This is a genomic window from Microbulbifer maximicatervae (SeqCode) (assembly GCF_052467065.1).
In genome coordinates this window covers 2,196,405-2,215,837 of the sequence record NZ_CP174299.1, presented here as the reverse complement: position 1 = coordinate 2,215,837, position 19,433 = coordinate 2,196,405, and the positions used below count along the sequence as shown (strand labels likewise).

The window sequence follows — 19,433 nt, the reverse complement described above, 5'->3', positions numbered from 1 at the left end:
CCCGGCTCCCTGCGTTGCGATAGGCGCAGGTCAGCCGGATTTTTTTGCCCTGCAAGCGGTGAGATTCATATAGATCACCTCGTAAGTTACCGGCAATCCTCGCTCTTCCCGCTTATTTTCATAGGCTACGGACAAGTGCTGCAGTTTGCGACGACCTGTCATACCTTTATCCGCCGCCCGGTTAATATTGTGTGCACCCACTTCCTTAAGCTCCCGCATCAACTGCCGCAGGCTATCAAAGTGCAGTAGGCGCAATTCATCCGTAACCAATCCGCTGAGGTCACTGTGCAGTGCCGCTTCACGCCATTGCTCGGCGGGCAGGAACTGATTGACATGTACACCCCCATCCACTTGAGCCCAACTCTGTTTCAATTCCACCAGGGTTTTAGGGCCAAGGGTGGCAACCAAGCACCGCCCTTCAGGGGCCAGTATTCGCTGCAACTCAGCAAACAATTGCGGCAGGCGGTAGCACCATTGCAGCGCCATACTTGAAAACACCAAATCAATACTACCCGCCGCCAGGGGTAACTGTTCGGCATCGGCCGCAACGTAACCATCAGCTTCTGGTCTTTGCGTCCGGGCAAATTTCAGCATCCCCTCCGCCAGATCCAGGGCAATAATTTGCGCCTTAGGAAAATGCCGTCGTAACAGTTCAGTACCGAATCCGGTGCCACTGCCCAAATCGAGGATCGTACGGGGTGCCCAGCTGTCATCGGCTTGGGCCAACAGTTGCCGGCAGACTGCCCGCTGCAGATGGGCGCAATCATCGTAGCCCTGTGCTGCCCGGGTAAAAGAGCGAGCTACCGCAGCCTTATCAAACGGCTCAGCCGGGGGATTTCCAATAGACTCGAGAAGCTCGAATAGATATTCAGCGACGATGTCAGCTTTGGTGCAATGGGGTAAATGGCCCGTCTCGGGTATGACTTTGACGGTGCCCCCACACGCCTCAATGGACCGAGCAGCTTCAATGGGAACCAGGGCATCCCTGTCACCAAACAGGTGCAGTGCCGGCACGGACAGATGTTCCAAGTATTGGCGATTATCCAGCTCTGCCAAGCAGCACAATGCTCCCCGCCAGGCATCACTATTTATTTGTGGTTTTTGTGCCTTTAGGTCTTTAAGCAAAGAGCGCATGGAGCTATCACCCCGCGCCTGTAGTGAGCAAAAACGCTCCCAGGTACTCTCCGGAGATGATGTAAAAGCATCGAAAAATGCCTTGAAAGTGCTCTCGGCCATGCCTGGCCAGCCGTCTCGTTCCACAAAGCAGGCATTGGCAGCTATGGTCACTAAACCCAGAACTTTGTCCTGCTTCGCTATAGAAGCCAGGCGAACGGCCAGCATACCGCCGAGGGAGTGGCCAACCAGGATACAGCTAGGGGGAAGTTCCTGGTAAAGCTTCTGCAGCAAAGCTTCTAGTGGGGGCCAGTCTTCAGCACCTTGTGTAGCAAATCCAGGTAACTCAATACAGTGGAGTTGCACTTCTGTACGACGCGCCAGGGATTCTATAAGCGGCTGCCAAAGGTCTGCACTCCCGCCCCACCCGTGCAGGAAAACCAAGTGTTCAACCCGTGTCACTTATCCAGTACCCCTGCGCCCTGCAAAATCTGCTGCAGTGCGCCTAGTAGCTCATCGATATCCTCGGCCAGATGAGCCGCGCTCAGGGTAATGCGCAAGCGTGCAGTGCCCAGCGGCACTGTAGGCGGGCGAATGGCACCCACCAGGAATCCACGCTCCTGCAATTCTCTGGCAACCGCCATCACGGTGTTTTCACAGCCCAACACCAGCGGCTGTATCGCACTGGCCGACGCCTGTAGAGGTAAGCCGAGCTGTAGTGCCCTGCGGCGGAAATAAGCGATATTTACCCGCAAGCGCCCTTGTAACTGAGGCTCATCGCGAATCAATTCGATAGCAGCCAAGGCACCGGCAGCCACTGCTGGCGTCATTCCGGTGGTATAGATATAGGGCCGCGCAAACTGGGTGAGGAAATCTATCAGTGCCCGGGAGCCCGCAATAAAGGCACCGGCATTGCCAACCGCTTTACCCAAGGTACCCATCACAACCGGGGCTTGTTCCTGGGTCAGCCCCGCCAGGGCACAGCTGCCCGCCAGCGGGTATGCTTCACTACCCATTACGCCAAAGCCGTGGGCCTCATCAACCATTAACCAGGCGTTGTATTGCTTACACAGAGTGGCAATCTCAGCCAGAGGGGCCAAATCACCATCCATGCTGTAAACGCCATCCACCGCTACTAAAGTAGCGCCACCCCGGCTAGTAGCGCGCTGCAATTGGCGTTCAAGGCCAGCGAGATCGTTATGGGCAAAGCGCAGACTGTTGGCGCCACTCAAGCGGGCACCGTCAATCAGTGAGGCATGATTAAGCCTGTCCGAAACAATATTGTCGGCTCGCCCCAACAGGGCACAAATAGTGCCGATATTCGCCATGTAGCCACTCGAGAATATCAGCGCCGCTTCTCGCCCACTTACTTCGGCGATGCACTGCTGCAAGCGGTGATGAATATCCAGGTGACCATTAACCAGGTGAGAGGCTGTGGCGCCTGCACCACACTCTGCTCCCGCCTTCTGTGCTGCGATGACTTCCTCGCGGCTGGCAAGCCCCAGGTAGTCGTTACTGCTAAATACCAGTAGCTCCCGCCCATCGACCCGGGCTCGCGGCCCGGGTGCGCGATCGAGGGTTTTTAGTTCCCGGTACAGATTCTGCTGGCGGCGCTCGGCGAGGCGCTGTTGCAGGACTTCATTCAGGGTCATTTGGCCGCGTCGTAGAAGAAGGCATCATTTTGCTGTTCGGTGATCTGCGCGTTCAATTCCGCTTCCACCTCAGCCTCATCGGCGTACTGCTGATACTCTTCTGGCTTAATACCCAGGCGACTGAACAACTGCATATCTTCGTTAGCTTCCGGATTCGCAGTCGTCAGCAGTTTTTCACCGTAGAAAATAGAGTTGGCGCCGGCGAGGAAGGCCATTGCCTGCATCTCATCGCTCATCTGCTCGCGACCGGCGGATAGGCGCACATGGGATTTCGGCATCATGATACGGGCCACAGCAATGCAGCGAATAAATTCGAAGGGGTCCAGGTCCTTTTGTTCTTCCAGCGGGGTACCTGCGACTTTTACCAGCATATTGATGGGCACTGATTCGGGGTGCTCCGGCAGGTTCGCCAATTGCATCAATAACCCGGCGCGATCTTTATCGCCTTCACCCATTCCCACAATGCCACCAGCACAGACCTTCATTCCCGCTGAGCGCACTCGCCCCAAGGTTTCCAGGCGATCCTGGTAAGTGCGAGTGGTAATAATCTCACCGTAATATTCCGGCGAAGTATCCAAATTGTGGTTGTAGTAATCGAGGCCTGCATCCGCCAACTCCTGGGCCTGATCATCATTTAACATGCCCAGGGTCATACAGGTTTCCATACCCAACGCCTTTACTTCACGTACCATCTGGGTCACGTAAGGCATGTCTTTTTTCTTGGGGGAGCGCCAGGCGGCCCCCATGCAGAAGCGGGTAGCACCGCCGGCCTTAGCTGCCCTTGCCTCCTGCAACACCTTTTCAACCTTCATCAGTTTTTCCCGCTCCAGCCCGGTGTCATAGCGGGCACTTTGGGGACAGTAGGCACAGTCCTCAGGGCAAGCACCGGTCTTGATAGAGCAAAGGGTACTGACCTGTACCCGATTGGCGTCAAAATAAGCTCTGTGCACTTGCTGCGCGGTAAACATCAAGTCGCTAAACGGCATGGCGAAGAGGTCCAGTACCTGCTGGCGGGTCCAGTCGTGGCGGATCTCTGCGGCGGGCATTTGCTGGGCGGCAGTCACAGGGCGTACTCTCTCTGTTGCTTATTAAAATCGGATACTCACAGCCTGTTAGCAGGCTCTAGTGGAATCGATCAGCGGGCTCTAATTCAGCGTCTGCCGTTCAATCCACCAGACTGGCCAGTTTAGCCACGGCCAAACCGCTGTCAACTCGGAAGAGACGATATGGTTTACAAGCTTTTCAGTAGAAAACTTGCCCAAAGTCTGGCCCGCTGCCTGCTGTGCGGCGGAGCATCGGGAGAGGTTGGAATCTGTTCTGCCTGCACTCAGGAACTACCGGCGCTAGGCCGTGGTTGCCGCTACTGCGCCCTACCCTTGGCGGCGGCAAAAGATAATATTTGCGCGGCCTGTTTACAGAGGCCACCCGCCTTAAAGAAGATCAGTGCTGCCTGGCAATACGCTTACCCAATCAACCACCTAATCCAACATTTCAAATACCACCGGGACCTGGCCGCCGGACACAGCCTTATACAGCTAGCGGCCCGCCAATTGGGGCTTCCAGAGGATATGCCTGACATACTTACCCCGGTTCCTCTGCACTGGCGTCGCTATTGGCAACGCGGTTACAACCAGGCTCAACTTATTGCCAGTGGGCTGGGGCAAAACTGGTGCCTGCCAGTAGATCTGCAACTACTGCGCAAAACAACTTCCACCAAAACCCAGTCTCAACTCAGCCGCAACCAACGGCTGAAAAACCTGTCTGGTAGCTTTGCCGTGCGCGGAGAAATATCGGGTGCCCATATCGGCCTGGTAGACGATGTTGTAACCACGGGAGCGACCCTTGAAATCATCACTCGCCAGCTACTCACAGCCGGGGCAAAACAGGTCAGCGCCTTCGTTTTGGCCAGAACGCCATGACTGTTCGGCGCGACTACAAATAGACCCATAGTCACCCCAACGTCACAATAGCTTACCTTGCCGTTCTGGCGCCTCAGTCCCTCATCTGCCAGCACTGCTAAGGTTCTAACAGCGACTAAATTGCCCGCATTTCTGTTGTCGCGGGCCAGGAATTCAGCGATGAGTGAATACAAGTTGCCACGGGGCATTGTCATCAGCGGCACAGGCCTGTGGACCCCACCGGAATCTATTAGCAATGAAGAGTTGGTAGATGCCTATAACACCCATGCCGAGCAGTACAATCTTGAGCATGCTCAAGAGATTGAGGCCGGTGAGCGCGCAGCAAAACCTTTCTCTTCTGCAGAATTTATCGAGAAGGCCTCAGGCATCAAGAGCCGCTATGTGGTGACCCGCGATGGCATCCTTGATCCGAAGCGCATGCGCCCCCTTATTCCCGAGCGCGCAGATGACGAGCTGAGTGTACAAGCCGAAATGGGCTTAAAGGCCGCCAGACTAGCTCTGGAGAAAGCCGGCAAGCAGGCGTCTGACATTGATTTGGTCATTGTCGGTGCCTCCTATATGCAGCGCGCCTACCCCGCTATTGCTATTGAAATCCAAGGTGCACTGGGTATCGATGGTTTTGCCTTTGATATGGAAGTGGCTTGCTCCTCAGCCACCTTCTCACTTCAGCGTGCGGTGGATGCGATCTGCTCAGGCTCAGCCAAAACTGTACTGGTCATCAATGCTGAGCTGGCCTCACCACAAGTGGATTACACCGACCGAGACAGCCACTTTATCTTTGGCGATGTAGCCGTAGCCAGCATTATCGAGCGCAGAGAAACCTGTACTGTCGAAAGCGCCTGGGAAATTCTCGGCACCAAAGCGAAAACCGTTTTCTCCAACAATATCCGTTCGAACTTTGGCTACACCGCTCGCGCCGCCGATGTGGACCCATTTGGTCCCGGTAAGTTGTTCCGCCAGAATGGCCGAAAGGTATTTAAAGAAGTTTGCCCCATGGCGGCGTCTCATATTGAAGCCCACCTGCAAGAGACGGACACCGATCCTCACAGCGTGCGCCGCTACTGGCTCCATCAGGCCAATATCAATATGAACAACCTGATCGCCAAGAAGCTAATGGGTGACAATGCAAGCGTTGAGCGCGCGCCCATCGTTCTGGACCGCTACGCCAACACGGCAAGTGCCGGCTCAGTTATCGCGTTTAATTTACACAGCGATGACTTGCAGGTCGGTGACCGGGGAATTATCTGTTCCTTTGGCGCGGGCTATTCCATTGGCAGCTTGGTATTGGAAAAAATCTCCATTTAATTTTGAAATATTTTCGGAGTTCGGGAATAAATACTGAACTCCGAAACAACCACCAAAAAGACCGGTGGTTCTCACTACCACTGACACCAGGATTTTATTAACCGGCGACCTGGCCTTCACAAATATCTATTAAAACTATGCGCGATCCAGCCGCAGCGCATAGCAACCATAAGCAGCGAAGCGCAGCAGAGCGAAATCAATCTCATCCTGCATAAAATATTCACTCACTTCTGTTTTTATTTGTTCAGGGCCCACCAATTTCGCAGACACGATGTGCTCTTCAGCGCTATAGGCGCGAAGCACTAGTGGCACACCACTCTTGAAATAATCTTCCGCATTATTATTTAGCGGGGGGAAGCTATTCTGTGCTCTGAAGTCTTGTTCCGGCTGCGGCTGCGCCAGTACAAATACAGGCCCGTATTCCCGGTAAGGACCGGCAAAAGAGAAAGGGCAGTAGCTCGCCAAGAGGATTTTCTCCCCCGGCCGTGCGCGCCGTCGCACATCACGACATGGCTCACCGCCCTGGGCGCTCAGCTGCCGTACCGGCTGCCCTAGATCATCTAGACCTGCTTGACGAACCTTTTCTAAAAAATCTTCGCGGATAGGTGTTACGGTAAAAGTCATGGCTAAGGTCACCCCACTTGCTAAAAGAGCGAGGTTACTGAACACCAAACAGCATCGCTGGCCAGATTCGGGCGCGTCATTCCAAGCGAGTAGCGGTTATTTTTTTACGGACTCTTCAAGCTCACTCAGCAGACCTTCCGCCCAACTGATCCAGGTCTTTTCCGCCTCAATACCCAAAAGCAGGGTTTGATGTGCCAACCAGTAGCGCTCCTGGAGCGCTGTATCACTCTTTAATACCCGCTCATTTTGCTCCTGGTAACTTTCCAGAGAGCTGCGATGTTGGCGCAGTTGGGCCTCCAGAGCATCTCGCATTTCATCCTTGCTCAGGTTGTGGCCGGCGAACATACGCACCAGGAAAGGCTCGCGAATCTTCTGCGGCGCACTGGGCTGAGTGACCCAGTCACGCAGCTCGGCGCGACCTAGATCCGTGAGGCTATAGACCTTCTTGTCCGGCTTGCCTTCTTGGGCTTGCTCCTCACAGTCCAGCAGGCCCTCCTCATGTAACTTGTGCAGCTCGCGATACATCTGCTGATGGCTGGCACTCCAGAAGTGGGAGACGCTGCGCTCAAAGCGCCGCTTAAGGTCATATCCACTGCCGGGCTCAATATCCAGCAAGGTGAGAACGGCAAAGCGCAGAGACATGAAAACTCCAACTCATCTTATGCAAAGAGTTGCATATTAACCGGAGCCAGCCATTTATGACCAGCTGCCGGGTTTTCATAGCAAGATAATTAGATTAATAAAACATTAAAAAATAGGACAAATGTATCGACAGAAACTAACAGTCGAGATGTAAGGCTAGCTTTTATGCAAATTGGAGATATAATCGCCGGCTTGTCGCCAAAGTCGTTTAGGCGGCCACTGTCTACGAGGTTGTTTGCCCAATGTCCGCGCCCGCACTATCCCCATCCAGTCCAGATGCCCCAGATGAAAAGGCTTCTGGTGCGCGCCGCTGGGACTTTATGCTGGACATCTTCGCCATGAATAGCTTCTCTTGGGCTGTAGCGATCCCCATCGAGCTGGTTCTGGCGGGTATGAGTTGGAACGAACACCTGAAAGTTCGCCTGATGGCCCTGGTATTCAATACCCTTATCGCCCGTCCATTCAGTATGTATCGCAACTGGATTGTGAACCGTTTTGGGGGTGGCGGCTTTATCAATGCCTATCTGGTAGACACCTTTGTATTCCTCAGCTTCCAGTTCCCGCTATATATGGCCAATATGCGCCTCGGTGGGGCCAGCTGGGACGAAATTGCCACCGCCAGTATTACTTTTATGCTCATCGCGGGAGCTCTTGGCCGCCCCTACGGAATTTATCTCGACTGGGTGCGCCGAGTGTGGATTAATACGCTTGTCCCCCTGTGGAGCAAACGCGCTGCCTGAGGGGGCACCGATACTCGATTAGGCATTACGAGAGAGGAACATGACTGTGTTGACCGATAACGCCATTGAAAACAGTTCCATGACCGTTGGCGTGGTCGCCGGCACCCCCACAGATACCCGCTTCGGGTTGGACTTCCTCGCCGCGCGCCAACTTCGTGGCGTGGGCCTGTCCCTATCTTCCTCTCCCCAGGCCCAGACTCAATTGCAGGCGCTGGAGCGCGACGCCCTTACCCAACAATTGATCGAAGCCATAGAGCAGCTGTACCAGGCCGGTGCAGAAGCGGCCATGATCTATTGCAACTCACTTTCCGGTGCTGTGGATATGGCGGCGGTAAAAGCTTCCTCCCCCATTGAGGTGGTATCCCCTCTAGAGGTCTACGCTGAGCTTACCCAGCGCTATCGCAACTTTGGACTGCTGGCCGCCAACTGCCAGAGCTGCGCCAATATCGAGCGGGAAATACTCGAGCGCAATACAACCGCCAAAGTCATCGGTATTGGCAACTTGCAAATTGTGGAAGATATCGAGGACGGCCTCGCCGCAGAAATGATTGTTCGCCAACATGCCCTTGATGACTTGGTCGCGGCATTGGTGAAAAGCGGCGTACAGATCCTGATTTTGGGCTGCACCCATTTCGATTATTTTTATCGGGAACTGCTCGCACACTGCGATGGCATTCGCCTTTTCCTTCCCTCAGAGCGTATGTTGCAATTGCTACAAGAGCGCATCCCCCAGGCTGCCTGAATACTATATAGCGCGGCTTGCTGTGCTTCGATCTGGTGCGTAGTAGTGCGGGCCGGAATGTGCCGGTACAGCGTAGCGCACTCTGGCGTGTCCAACCTGCTGGTGTATGGGGTACAACCCACTTAACTTAGCTCCGGGGCCAAGGTAGCGTGCCCCCTGCAGCGTTTACTGTGGCGACTGCGGGCCCTGGACCTACAGAGCCAGGCGGCGGTAGGGGAAAGACCAGGGAGTTTGTAAAAGACCTCTATGAAATTCAGCTGAAAAGCGGTGGTATTAGCGCAGCGGCAGCTGGCGGAGTTATTGGGGGCGGATAAATAAGGTATAAAAAAACGCTTCACAAGGAAGCTATTCACATAAATAAAATAAGCAATAATTGGTACTTATAACAAATAAAATCGGCTTGTATTTTTCTAATCCCATGACATTATTCTTCCTCGTTTTAGGGTTATTAATGGATTAATAATGAATAAGATTTTAGGTATAGGGCTTTTATCTGTAGCCTCTATTTTTTCTTCTAGTGTATTTGCCGCAACCTGTTCGGGCTCTGGGTTTATAGATATAGGTGGGATCCCAAAGGGGCCAGAATATGCCTTAGTTGGTGTAACTAATACCTACTATAGGGATGGAGGCAAGCTCATCAGTTACGATGGCGAAGTTGCTACATTTACCAATTCTGAAGGGTATACCGGTACCGATTCTTATAATTACCAAGATTTTAAATGGAGAGCGAAGAAGGGGATAAAGTTTAATACCAGGGGCCGACATTATGTTCATATTGGCACCAAGGTAATTGCTGGTGACTTTAATGATTATGTGAACTACTGTAATGATATCCGGGTACAAAGTGCGCCCACGTTAACGATGGCTAAAAGTGATACCAATACTAGTGGTGGGTATCATTCTGGTTTCGTAGATTTGCTAGGGACAATGGATAAAAGCTATTCAGTGAATGCGGTTGCTGGCGTGCCTATTAAATATCAAGTTCAGGTAAAAGACATTGCGCGTTGGACTGGAAACTTCTGTGATGTGGTAGAAGAAACTGCAACCTGGGAGAATGCGGGCTTTAGTGATCGTGATAGCTACAGTTACTCCACCAGATGTGATGTTCAATATCGAGCGAGAAGTTTTGATGGACAGTACTACAGCAGCTGGAAGTACATGACCATCCTGGGTGGCAGTACTGGCGGTGGTACTGGTGGCGGCACTGGTGGCGGCACTGGTGGCGGCGGTGGTGGCACCTCTTGCCCAAGATCTCCATGTGATTTTGAGCCCTAATTGGATTAAAAGTTAATCCGATATCGATATCCCCGTCTCATGGGGCTAATAGGTGGCTACCTCAGTAGCCACTTCTTGGCAATCTTTTTAAATAAAAAATCTCCGGCCTTAAGTAAGCCCAAAGTGTTCATACTTAATTGTCTCATTGCTATTCCTGTCATCTCCCCGCAGCCTAGTTAAAAGGCGCAATTTTATCGCGCTACATATATATTGATGGAATATTATTCTGTAATTAATAGATAAAAAGATGTTATAGGTTAACCAAATAGTGCAGAAGAAATCTTACGCAAAGCTGGTAGTGACTAGATTTTCAGATGCGCACAAGACCTTTGACTATTACCGCAATAGGATATAGCTAAAAAAATAGAATAAATAGTGTAAATAAATATAGTTTATAGTATTTTTTTCTAGCTGTTTGGATTATCAAAGCTTTAAAAAATAAGGGAATATGTATGAAGTTGGTACGAAAGAAGTATTTAAGTAATTGTTTAGCTTTAAGTGCAATTTCTTTAGGGATAATGTTTTCCAGTAGTGCATGGTCTGCTGATGTGATCGGATGTGAAGGGTGGAAATCTGATGCTAAACAACTGTATATAAAGCTAGGACCGTCGACTAGCTCTCCTGCTTTAAAAGATGTAAAACATTATTGGAAAGCTAAAGATACAGATGGAATTCAAGCTTGGGGGCATACTACCGAGTGGGAGCTTCTCCAAGGGATAAATCCTGGCACGGTTGTTTCGACTCATAGAGATAAAATGGATATGCAGGGGGATGACACTCAGGGGATGACTCCGAGAGCACGTGGTCATCACGCCGCTGTAGTGAAGTCTAGTGGATATTGCACTAATAGGGTTTTTGTCGTTCAAGACAGGCCGACGGTAAATGGCAATACAACCAGTGATGGATCAGAGGTTGTTCATGATCCGATACCATTTTACGCAACGGGTACGATTGATACTCAATATGCAACGAATGATTCTCTGACGTATAAATGGGACTTTGGTGATGGAACCACATCATCCAACCAGAACCCCGTGCATTCTTTTAAGGACGCAGGTGAATATGATGTGCGTGTTACTTCTAATGATGGTAAGTATGACTCCATAACTGACTTTGTGGATCGAATCTGGGTCCGAGGCCCAGCCCGCCCGCCGGTGATTGATGTTGAGCCTTCTTCTTGTAGTGGCTCCTTTAGATATATGCGTCTTACTTGGCGGCGCACAGGTACTAGCTTTGTGGTTCAGAAAAAAGTCGGAAACAATTGGACAAATATCTATACAGGATCTAATTCTTCCGTTAGAGCTCAATTTTGGGGCGGGGATTATGCACAGATAAGAGCTAAGGCATCGGACCCGGCCTATGGGGCTGATAGCGGTTGGATCCAAACTGGATTTAATGTGGCCCAATGTGGCGGCGGTGGTGGCGATCTTCCCTAACCTTTACGTAAGGTGGCTACCGCGGTAGCCACTTCAAACGTGCGGCACCATTTATGCCTCTGGAATAGCCTCACCCTCACGCACCACAATCACCTGTTTATCCCGCCCAGTGAGTAGGCCGATAATTAGGAAAACAATTCCCAAGAAGAAGCCAACGAAGCCCATAAAGCCGCTTACCAGCCCGCCACCAATGGCCGCACCGGCTGCTTCGGCACTGTTGGCGGTATCAACCACGGCATTGCCGGTAAATATCAGTCCCGAGATTGGCAGCAAGAAACACAAGATGGCGCTTATCAGCAGCAGACGGCGCCAGGCTTTGCCCGTGCGTTTGGCGGTGCAGGCTATCAGCATCGCCAGCGCCCAGGCCACGAAGAACGGCACCAGACTGGGTTCGCTCTGGGCGGTCACATCGATGGCCATAATCCCGTATTGAAAATAACCCAGAAAGGCAACGAACAGCCCCCCAATCAACCCTGCAAAGACTTTCCCAACCATGACAAGATCCCTTTTCTGTCAGTTTATAATTGATCCGGCACTAATTTGGCCGGTAATGCCAGCGTATCGAGATTTGGATTAATGCGCTAGCGGGGGAGGGAGAGGTACGCAAAATTTCTATTTTCGAAAATTCTTGTTCGCAAAGTTTCGGAAATGAAAAACCCCGCATAAGGCGGGGTCTTCTTAACTGGGCTGGATTTATAAACCGCTCTTGGGCGGGTAGCCACTGGGGCTAGAGGTCTGGGTAGCCTTTTGTTTCCGTATCCATAAACTTTGTAATGGCAGGATGCTCTCTCCTCAGTAGCTCCTAATGTGTGCCACGCGACTGTTTCCCAGGGTCAAAATAATAATTTTTGGCGGATGGCCATGCCTTAACTGCATGGCCTTCATATCCACACCGTCCATGGTGGTGATAGTGAGATTATCTTGGTGGGCATATCTCCACACACCCGGATCTTTCCTTCCCAACAATTCGGCATCTTTTGCTGTGACTATTCCGGGATAATTTCTCCTAATCTGGAGGCAAGCTTATGGGAGAGGTTCTCGTCCAGGAGAAGCACTTTTATCTGAATCCTTATTGTTAGTATCTACCGAAAGGTCAAGAGTGGCATTATCTTCCATGCAAAGAATACTTTTGCCTGAATATGAGTGCAGTTGAAAATCAAAAGTCTGATAGCGTGCAGCTACAGAGGCTGTCGCAAGGGGCTCCGAAAAATCGCGCATCAAATAGTTTGCAGCCAACGAAGGGGCCTCGCCTCCCCAAAAGGCTAGTGGCGAATTGGGTTTGCGCGGCCAAGATTTGGGCGTGGTTAAGGTGAGGGAAATCATCAGCAATCTCTTCAATGGACATGCCATTCGCAACCATATCGAGAATATCGTCCACAGCGATACAGGTGCCTTTGATGCACGGTTTGCCTGGGCATCGATTACAATATTGCAGTCTATGTTTTGGCGGGATCTTATATCACCGGGGGCATATTCCATGGCGCATCTCCTCGGGTTCTCCCCAAAAATAACAGGGGATTAAGGGATGTCGCCACTTAGTTTCGATCTCTGCGGTGGAGCTCCACCAAAACCCGCACAGGGGCGCGGGCCACTAGATCCTGGTTTATCTTGCGCTTGTTCTTTTTCGCGTCGGCGTAGAGTTCGCCATAGGAGCACATAAGGATTTCGTCATCGATACCGATATCAATATTACCGCCCATGGTGTCATCGAGATAGCAGAGAATCTCATTGTCACAGTTGCCGGCTAACATGATATCCGTTGAAGTTGGTAGCGCTGGCTCCTCACGACAGCTCCGGCGTAATTTGTTCAGGAACTGTCGCTAAACTACCCATTCAACCTAGTAAATTGCTGCTAGATCCCTCTATGTAATCAGATGCAATCTGTGGATTAATTCCCTGTCAAAAAGCCGGCTACCCGATCCAAGGGTAGGACAGACGGGGCTGGCAGGCTACTTCTCTATTGGTACGTTCACTGAAGCGCCTCTGCTCCCCCCACAGCAGAAGGAAAATTTTTCTTGTACCAAAAGCGGGCTTATTGCAGTATCAAAAATCTCCGGTGTGCCTGGGTATTCATTACAACAAGTCGTATAAACCCTTTTTGGACTGCAGGATTTAGTCCAATTCAAATAACGTTGGTTACAAGGATGATAAAAACCACTTTGTCTGGGGGGATTCCCTCTCGTCACGTATTCTTACGTGCCATATGCCTCGGCCTATTGGTCTCGGGTTCGGTATTTTTATCGAGTACTGCACAGGCCGATGTTATTACCACACTAAAAAGTCAGGTCCCGCTCTTTTGGGTGGGAATACCCGCTGTACTTGTACTGCTAATTTGTGCGTTTGCAATAAATAGGCAAGTTAAATTACGCCAATTAACCCTCGATACCAATGCTCGGCTTAAAAATTTGAGCAAGGAAAATAGCAATCTTTTCCAACAGGTACACAGTCGTAACAGCGAATTTGTCGCACTGGAAAAACAACTTGCTGATGCCCTTAGTGAGCTTGAACAATTGCGCCAGGAAAAATCTGATCTCCTCACCATAACCCGGCACCATTTACAGCATCCCCTGGATACACTTCTCGGCACTTTGAATTTATTAGCTCGCAGCGAAGACAACAATACGCGCGCCCTGGTAGAAATCGGGAAAAGACAATTAAACAGCGCCCTTAAATCCCTGGAGAACTTACATCAGTGCGGTAATGTTGAGACAGTAGAATTAAAACTCCCCACTGAAAGCCATCGTGCGCCCGGCAAACGGCTCTCTGTTTTACTCGTTGAAAACAGTAAGCATGACTCCCTTCAACCCACCCTGGAAACCATGGGCCATAACGTACAGCGGGAGTGCAATGGGATCGATGGGAGCAGCGCTGCACTGCAAAAAAACTTCGATCTTATTTTGGCAGATACCCATCTTCCGTTGATGGATGGCGTTGAAGCAGTGCGGGAAATCCGCAGGGAGAGAGGTGCTGAACTACCTATTTTTGCCCTTTTACAAAATGCCAGCTCTGGCGATAAGGAGCGCTACCAGGCCAGAGGCTTTACCGGGGTATTGACCCACCCGATCGGCGACCGACAGCTGATGCAATTATTGAGCTGGGCTGTTCGCCGAAGCCAGGGCATTGCAGGCCCCCAGGGAGCAAAGCCCACTCGACTCCTTAATACCAATACCCTATTTCGCCTGCGGGATACATTGGACCACCATACGTTTGCCGAATTACTCAGCGAGCGTACCGCCACCCTGCCAAAACAAATAACGTCATTAACCAGCGCTATTACTGGACGCCACTGGCTTGATGCAGAACAGCAGGCACAAAGACTGGCTCACTCAGCTATTGAGGTCGGCCTCGAAACAATAGCTTCTCGCTTACGTACCCTGGCCGCAAACCTCTCTATCGATAGTGAAAGAGAACACTGTCGCCAACAGCGCACAGAGCTGCTACAGCTTATGCGCGAATCTGTGCGCCAACTAAAGGCCTGGCGCGAGCGCAATGTTCACACTGAGTGGGCATTAAAATAAACCACCCTACTGTGGCCCGATTTCGAGTCACAGTACTCTTACTGGGAAACAATGGGGCGGAAGAGGCGTCTGCAGTCCACCGCGCAAATAACACATCCCAGCGCAGCTAAGTTGAAATGCACTATTTGCACCACACTATATTGGAGTGAATAGTAGAGAGAACAAGTTATGTCAGAGCAGTATCCCGAACGCAACCACGAAGCCCGAGAACAAAGCGGGCGCGACCTGGCCATCATGGTTTACCTGATCCAGGCGATCAGCTTATTTACCGCAGTACCATTTTTTATCGGGGTATTAATCAACTACTTTAAGCGCAGCGATGTTCGCGGAACCCTGGCCGAGTCCCATTTCCGCTGGCAGATTCGCACCTTCTGGTTTTGGCTGCTGTGGACCATTGTTGGCTCCCTAACCATTTGGGTACTGGGGCTGGGCTATCTGATTCTGGCAATTAACTGGGTGTGGGTAATCTATCGGGTTATTCGCGGCTGGCTGATGCTGGTAGACAGACGTCCGACCTATTAAAAGTAAGCCTTCAATTTGGGGCCCGAGTGATTGTGGGCCCTTGTAAAATTCTGAGTTATTTAAATAAATTCCCCGCTTCGAATATTTAATCCACTTTCACACTTCAATACTTCGGACAGTTTTAAGAGATGAAATGGGTAGGAATTATGGGCAGGTATTGCCTAACGTCTCATGGACACAACTTTCAACGACTTGGATCTAGGTCTAAGATGCAGAAAAGTTGCCAGTATTTATGAACGGTATAGTGACTACGGGGCTATAGCTGGATAAAGCCTTCCGAAGTGTTACGATTTAAGAATTACAAGATAGTACTGCTGTGGTTCTGTGGGGCTGCTATAACAGTTTTGTCTCATCGATAACCCCAACAACTAAGACTTGAGTATGGCTGATGATGGAGATGACAATGTGGTAAATTATCTGTCAACGAATATCAGCGCGGCTCTGGTTGTTGTCGACATGCAAAACGATTTTTGTTGCGCGGGGGGCTATTACGACCGTAGGCGACAGGGTTCCAGCAATATTGAGCTTGAAACTCCGTCACCAAGTAGAGATTGGAGTCCGCGGATCATCCGCAAAGGTGATGATCTGAAAAAGGTAGTTAATAATATTATTTTATGTATGAGGGTTGCCAAAGAGAGAGAGATTCCTATTCTTCTGTTAAAGACAGTTATTAAGCCAGATCATAAATATCTTAATTCTTTTCTTCGTGGCGAGGAAAATAGAGGTAGGTGTTACTATCCGTGTAAGTTAGGTACTTGGGGTGCGGAAATTATAGAGCCTATTTGGCAGATGGCAGAAGAGGGGGTAATTGTAGTTGAAAAGCATGTTTATAACGGCTTTGTTGGTACCTCCCTGGAAGAGGAATTACTAAGTTTAGGGGTTGATACAGTTTTTATTGTCGGTGTGGAAACACACATATGTGTCCTGGCTACTGCACAAAGTGCTTCATTTCGCTTCAAGACGTATGTTTTTGAAGATGCTGTTTGGAGTGCCAATTGTGAGCTTGCTAAGCATGCACTTTCAATATTTAAAGATGGTTATGGTTATATCGCTGACCACAAGATTTTGTATTTTGTGGGGGTATCACATGGCTCTCCATAAACAATATTTTAGAGTTGGTTTATCTTGAATTTAGTTTTCTGTCTAAACTATTTCGAATAGCTTGCCATATCCTAAAAATTTCGCGCAGTTTTAGGCTGTAAAACAGGCCGGCCCTTGGGTAGACCCTGAGGAAAATAAGGTTCGACCCTTCCGGGTATCTCGCTAAGATAGTAAAACTGTCAAGCGAGGTTAAGTATGAAAACAAAAAGTACACGAAGGAAATTCAAGCTGGAATTCAAGAAAGGGGTCTGAGCTCTAGTCTCTGAGCAAGGATATTCATTTTCTAGGACTGCAGAGGCTGTAGGAACCAATACCTGCGACGTGAGGTAAAGCAGTTGTGTATGGAGAAAGAAATCATAATTTTTTTCATGGGGAGGTTGTCTTCCTGTCGATATTACTAATAAGCCAACTCCCCGATCTCTGAAGACCTTTTGCCCTGCTCGCGCCTCAGTATCCTATGCATTGTCACTACTTCAGTGCCCCCCGGTGAGGATTAACCTTAAACAGGGCGACTTCGGTGTGTAGTCATCTTTTTGTCGTGATAGTTTTTTATTTATCCTTATCAGTGCATTTTAAGACCGGGATTCAATGCTCGATTGGCTTGACTAAGTAAATAGAGCAGTATGGCCTTGGGCCAGCCGTGGATTGCCGCCAAGTGCATTTGGTAAAGGGAGTGGTAGGCCAAACTGGCAATACGGCCCTCAAGAGTAAGGTTTCTTCTTACAAAAGACCCCCTTAAGTTTCCTACAGCAGTGTTTGTACTAAGAGAAACCAGCGAACCACGATCCCGGTAATAGAAGTGCCCCAGGGATTTTTTTTCTATCAGGGCGATCAGGTTGGTGGAACAGAGCTTGGCCATCTGTTGTGCGGCGAGTGCGCGTGATGGTACACGCCGTTTGTTACCGTCGATGCAGCTGGCACAATCCCCTATAGCAAAGACATGGGGGTCATTTTTGCTTTGCAGGGTGGTTTTCACCTCTATCTGGTTGAGTTGATTGGTGAAGAGACCATCCAACTGAGTGAGGAACTCCGGTGCCTTAACCCTGGTGACCCAGGCTCGAATTGCTGCGGGGATCTCTTTGCCGTCATCGGTAGTGAGGCTGTTGGCACTTGCAGTCTTAATATGGCAGTTGGTAAGTATACGAACCCCCATTTTAGATAGTTCTCGCGCGGCGCTGTTGCCTAATCTTGCCGGTAATCCCGGTAGTAACTGAGGCTCGGCCTCGACTAATGTAATGTCAATGGCACCGGTTCGGATACGCCCATATTGACTAACCTGTCTACTAGCAGCCATCAGCTCCGCAGAAAGTTCCACCCCAGTACAGCCACCGCCGATAATGGCAATTTGTAATGTTCTATCGGGGTGTGTTTCTAGGCATAAAAAGTAATCGAGCAGTTGCTTGTGAAATTTGTATGCCTGCTCAATGCTGTCGAGAGGAATGCAGTGCTCGCGCACTCCTTGTGTATTGGAGTCATCGCTTATGCTGCCAACGCAGATCACTAGATAGTCGTACTCTAGCTCGCGCGGAGGTATTAGTTCGCAGCCTTTGTCATTCAGCACCGCCCCTAGGGTCAAAATCTGGCGCTTCCTGTCGAGGGATTGTAGTGAGCCGAGCTGGAATTCATAGCCATTAGAGCTGGCGTGAATTTGGTAGTTAAGAGCATCCATGCTGGTATCTAATGTGCCAGTGGCCACCTGATAGATTAGGGGCTTCCAGATATGGGTGCGATTCTTATCGACTAAAGTGATCTGAGCAGATGGGGCCTTACGCTTAAGCCCAAACATCCGAGTAGAATTGAAATGGCGTCCAAGTCGAGTTGCTAAATGAAGGCCGCTGGCTCCGCCACCGATGATCACAATCTTTTTCATGAAGGTTGGTCATCCTGTTTATTACTTAAAAAGTTGACTCACTAATCTTTTTATAACTCTTGTTGTATATAGGTGCTTGTCGGTGTGAATTTTGACGTCATAAAACTCAGAATTAACGGCGATAAAGTAATTTAGGCTAGTACGGGATTATCACACTTGGCTGTGTTCCGCTTCGTTATCGCGGGTAAGTAACTGCCGTCATTAGCCATTTCTACGCAGGTTTACCTTTGGGTGTGGCTTCTCATTGCTACTGATCACATCAATGATAGAGGCTTGGCTGCAACTCTCTACGGTAGTGCGCACACACAGGGCTCCACTTTGTCTGCCGCCTCTGCAGCGAACAGGCCACCACAGTCCTATGGATCTATGAACAGGGCCCAATGTCGCAGGGATTGCCATTCTTGCAGGTTTTATTCAAAAGCCGCGATACAGATGCGCGCCCAGCAACGGGTTAGTAGCCCACATTTACAACGCTATGGCGTGGGCGTGGGAAATCTATCTCTATTGAGTAGACGCCAACCTTTTGGATAGGGTAGGAAAAAAATGGTGAAAATACAGAGTGAAGAACATGTATATTGAATACACAAGAGATTTCAAAGTTAGAGTGGTAGTTCTCATTAATCAACTGAAAGTAGAGAAGGCAAATTGGTCGAGAGGCCCAGCCGTAGAATAAGTATGACAAAGGCAGCGAAATCTCAATCTCAATCTCAATCTCAATCTCAATCTCAATCTCAATCTCAATCTCAATCTCAAAATGATGATAATGAGATAAAATGTTTAAGAAAATAGGTTAAGAAATTATAGAAGGAGGAAGCTTCCCTAAAAAGTGGGAAGTATTTCTGAAAGATTCGCGTGGGCAGCCCTTAATCCGTAGGGAATTGGTTTCAGGTACCTATGTAGATATTTGAGCGATTCACCCCAGGAGTTTTATAAGTGGCTTCACCGTGATGAGAGTGATCGAGACATAGAAAATT

General features: G+C 50.0%; 19 protein-coding genes. 9 read left to right on the top strand and 10 right to left on the bottom strand.

The window, feature by feature from the left end; all coding sequences use genetic code 11:
- Nucleotides 1-30 precede the first annotated feature (30 nt).
- The 3 genes from bioC to bioB are packed head-to-tail and all read right to left on the bottom strand — an operon-like array spanning nucleotide 31 to nucleotide 3,811.
- The gene (bioC, locus tag ACJJI1_RS09745) at nucleotides 31-1,575 is read right to left on the bottom strand and encodes a malonyl-ACP O-methyltransferase BioC (protein WP_413664191.1); all 1,545 of its coding nucleotides are present in this window, start codon (nucleotides 1,573-1,575) and stop codon (nucleotides 31-33) included.
- Complete coding sequence (gene bioF / locus ACJJI1_RS09740; protein WP_413664190.1) at nucleotides 1,572-2,765, bottom strand: 8-amino-7-oxononanoate synthase; 1,194 nt, start codon at nucleotides 2,763-2,765, stop codon at nucleotides 1,572-1,574. Before bioF ends, bioC begins: the two co-directional genes overlap by 4 nt.
- Nucleotides 2,762-3,811: a biotin synthase BioB gene (gene bioB, locus ACJJI1_RS09735; protein WP_413665834.1), complete on the bottom strand. Its 1,050-nt coding sequence runs from the start codon at nucleotides 3,809-3,811 to the stop codon at nucleotides 2,762-2,764. Before bioB ends, bioF begins: the two co-directional genes overlap by 4 nt.
- Before the next feature lie 180 nt (nucleotides 3,812-3,991).
- Between bioB and ACJJI1_RS09730 the strand changes: the two genes are divergently transcribed.
- Together ACJJI1_RS09730 and ACJJI1_RS09725 are read left to right on the top strand one after the other, a co-directional pair.
- Nucleotides 3,992-4,684, top strand: coding sequence for a ComFC family protein (locus ACJJI1_RS09730; RefSeq protein WP_444959213.1), 693 nt, complete (start codon nucleotides 3,992-3,994; stop codon nucleotides 4,682-4,684).
- Between the two features lie 159 nt (nucleotides 4,685-4,843).
- Complete coding sequence (locus ACJJI1_RS09725) at nucleotides 4,844-5,989, top strand: beta-ketoacyl-ACP synthase III (protein ID WP_413664188.1); 1,146 nt, start codon at nucleotides 4,844-4,846, stop codon at nucleotides 5,987-5,989.
- Between the two features lie 135 nt (nucleotides 5,990-6,124).
- Here the strand turns inward: ACJJI1_RS09725 and ACJJI1_RS09720 are convergent, their stop codons facing one another.
- Entirely contained in the window at nucleotides 6,125-6,613 is a 489-nt protein-coding gene (locus ACJJI1_RS09720) for a DUF1203 domain-containing protein (RefSeq protein WP_413664187.1), read from the bottom strand.
- Nucleotides 6,614-6,709: 96 nt separating this feature from the next.
- Complete coding sequence (locus ACJJI1_RS09715) at nucleotides 6,710-7,255, bottom strand: PadR family transcriptional regulator (RefSeq protein WP_413664186.1); 546 nt, start codon at nucleotides 7,253-7,255, stop codon at nucleotides 6,710-6,712.
- A gap of 242 nt (nucleotides 7,256-7,497) precedes the next feature.
- Between ACJJI1_RS09715 and alaE the strand changes: the two genes are divergently transcribed.
- The 4 genes from alaE to ACJJI1_RS09695 all read left to right on the top strand — a co-directional run bounded on the left by alaE (nucleotide 7,498) and on the right by ACJJI1_RS09695 (nucleotide 11,448).
- Entirely contained in the window at nucleotides 7,498-7,995 is a 498-nt protein-coding gene (gene alaE / locus ACJJI1_RS09710; RefSeq protein WP_413664185.1) for an L-alanine exporter AlaE, read from the top strand.
- A gap of 40 nt (nucleotides 7,996-8,035) precedes the next feature.
- Entirely contained in the window at nucleotides 8,036-8,737 is a 702-nt protein-coding gene (locus ACJJI1_RS09705) for an aspartate/glutamate racemase family protein (RefSeq protein ID WP_413664184.1), read from the top strand.
- A 462-nt stretch (nucleotides 8,738-9,199) separates the two neighbouring features.
- Complete coding sequence (locus tag ACJJI1_RS09700) at nucleotides 9,200-10,012, top strand: hypothetical protein (protein WP_444959212.1); 813 nt, start codon at nucleotides 9,200-9,202, stop codon at nucleotides 10,010-10,012.
- A gap of 452 nt (nucleotides 10,013-10,464) precedes the next feature.
- Nucleotides 10,465-11,448 (top strand): PKD domain-containing protein, encoded by a 984-nt coding sequence (locus ACJJI1_RS09695; RefSeq protein ID WP_444959211.1) that lies wholly within the window; start codon nucleotides 10,465-10,467, stop codon nucleotides 11,446-11,448.
- Between the two features lie 51 nt (nucleotides 11,449-11,499).
- Here the strand turns inward: ACJJI1_RS09695 and ACJJI1_RS09690 are convergent, their stop codons facing one another.
- The 4 genes from ACJJI1_RS09690 to ACJJI1_RS09675 form a co-directional block, all read right to left on the bottom strand.
- Nucleotides 11,500-11,943 carry a hypothetical protein gene (locus ACJJI1_RS09690; protein ID WP_444959210.1) on the bottom strand — a complete coding sequence of 148 codons (444 nt, stop codon included), beginning with the start codon at nucleotides 11,941-11,943 and terminating at the stop codon, nucleotides 11,500-11,502.
- Nucleotides 11,944-12,240: 297 nt separating this feature from the next.
- Nucleotides 12,241-12,411, bottom strand: a complete 171-nt coding sequence (locus tag ACJJI1_RS09685; RefSeq protein WP_444959209.1) for a DUF5615 family PIN-like protein — start codon at nucleotides 12,409-12,411, stop codon at nucleotides 12,241-12,243.
- Between the two features lie 60 nt (nucleotides 12,412-12,471).
- Nucleotides 12,472-12,927 (bottom strand): hypothetical protein, encoded by a 456-nt coding sequence (locus tag ACJJI1_RS09680; protein WP_444959208.1) that lies wholly within the window; start codon nucleotides 12,925-12,927, stop codon nucleotides 12,472-12,474.
- A gap of 56 nt (nucleotides 12,928-12,983) precedes the next feature.
- Nucleotides 12,984-13,199: a hypothetical protein gene (locus ACJJI1_RS09675; RefSeq protein WP_444959207.1), complete on the bottom strand. Its 216-nt coding sequence runs from the start codon at nucleotides 13,197-13,199 to the stop codon at nucleotides 12,984-12,986.
- A 393-nt stretch (nucleotides 13,200-13,592) separates the two neighbouring features.
- Between ACJJI1_RS09675 and ACJJI1_RS09670 the strand changes: the two genes are divergently transcribed.
- The 3 genes from ACJJI1_RS09670 to ACJJI1_RS09660 all read left to right on the top strand — a co-directional run bounded on the left by ACJJI1_RS09670 (nucleotide 13,593) and on the right by ACJJI1_RS09660 (nucleotide 16,589).
- Nucleotides 13,593-14,966 carry a response regulator gene (locus ACJJI1_RS09670; protein WP_444959206.1) on the top strand — a complete coding sequence of 458 codons (1,374 nt, stop codon included), beginning with the start codon at nucleotides 13,593-13,595 and terminating at the stop codon, nucleotides 14,964-14,966.
- A 168-nt stretch (nucleotides 14,967-15,134) separates the two neighbouring features.
- Nucleotides 15,135-15,488 carry a DUF4870 family protein gene (locus ACJJI1_RS09665; RefSeq protein ID WP_444959205.1) on the top strand — a complete coding sequence of 118 codons (354 nt, stop codon included), beginning with the start codon at nucleotides 15,135-15,137 and terminating at the stop codon, nucleotides 15,486-15,488.
- A gap of 381 nt (nucleotides 15,489-15,869) precedes the next feature.
- A complete protein-coding gene (locus ACJJI1_RS09660) occupies nucleotides 15,870-16,589 on the top strand; it encodes a cysteine hydrolase family protein (RefSeq protein WP_413664181.1) in 720 nt (239 codons plus the stop codon).
- A gap of 562 nt (nucleotides 16,590-17,151) precedes the next feature.
- On the opposite strand, the gene ACJJI1_RS09655 is transcribed toward ACJJI1_RS09660, so the two are convergent.
- On the bottom strand, nucleotides 17,152-18,459 hold the full coding sequence (locus tag ACJJI1_RS09655) for an NAD(P)/FAD-dependent oxidoreductase (RefSeq protein WP_444959204.1): 1,308 nt from the start codon (nucleotides 18,457-18,459) through the stop codon (nucleotides 17,152-17,154).
- Nucleotides 18,460-19,433 lie beyond the last annotated feature (974 nt).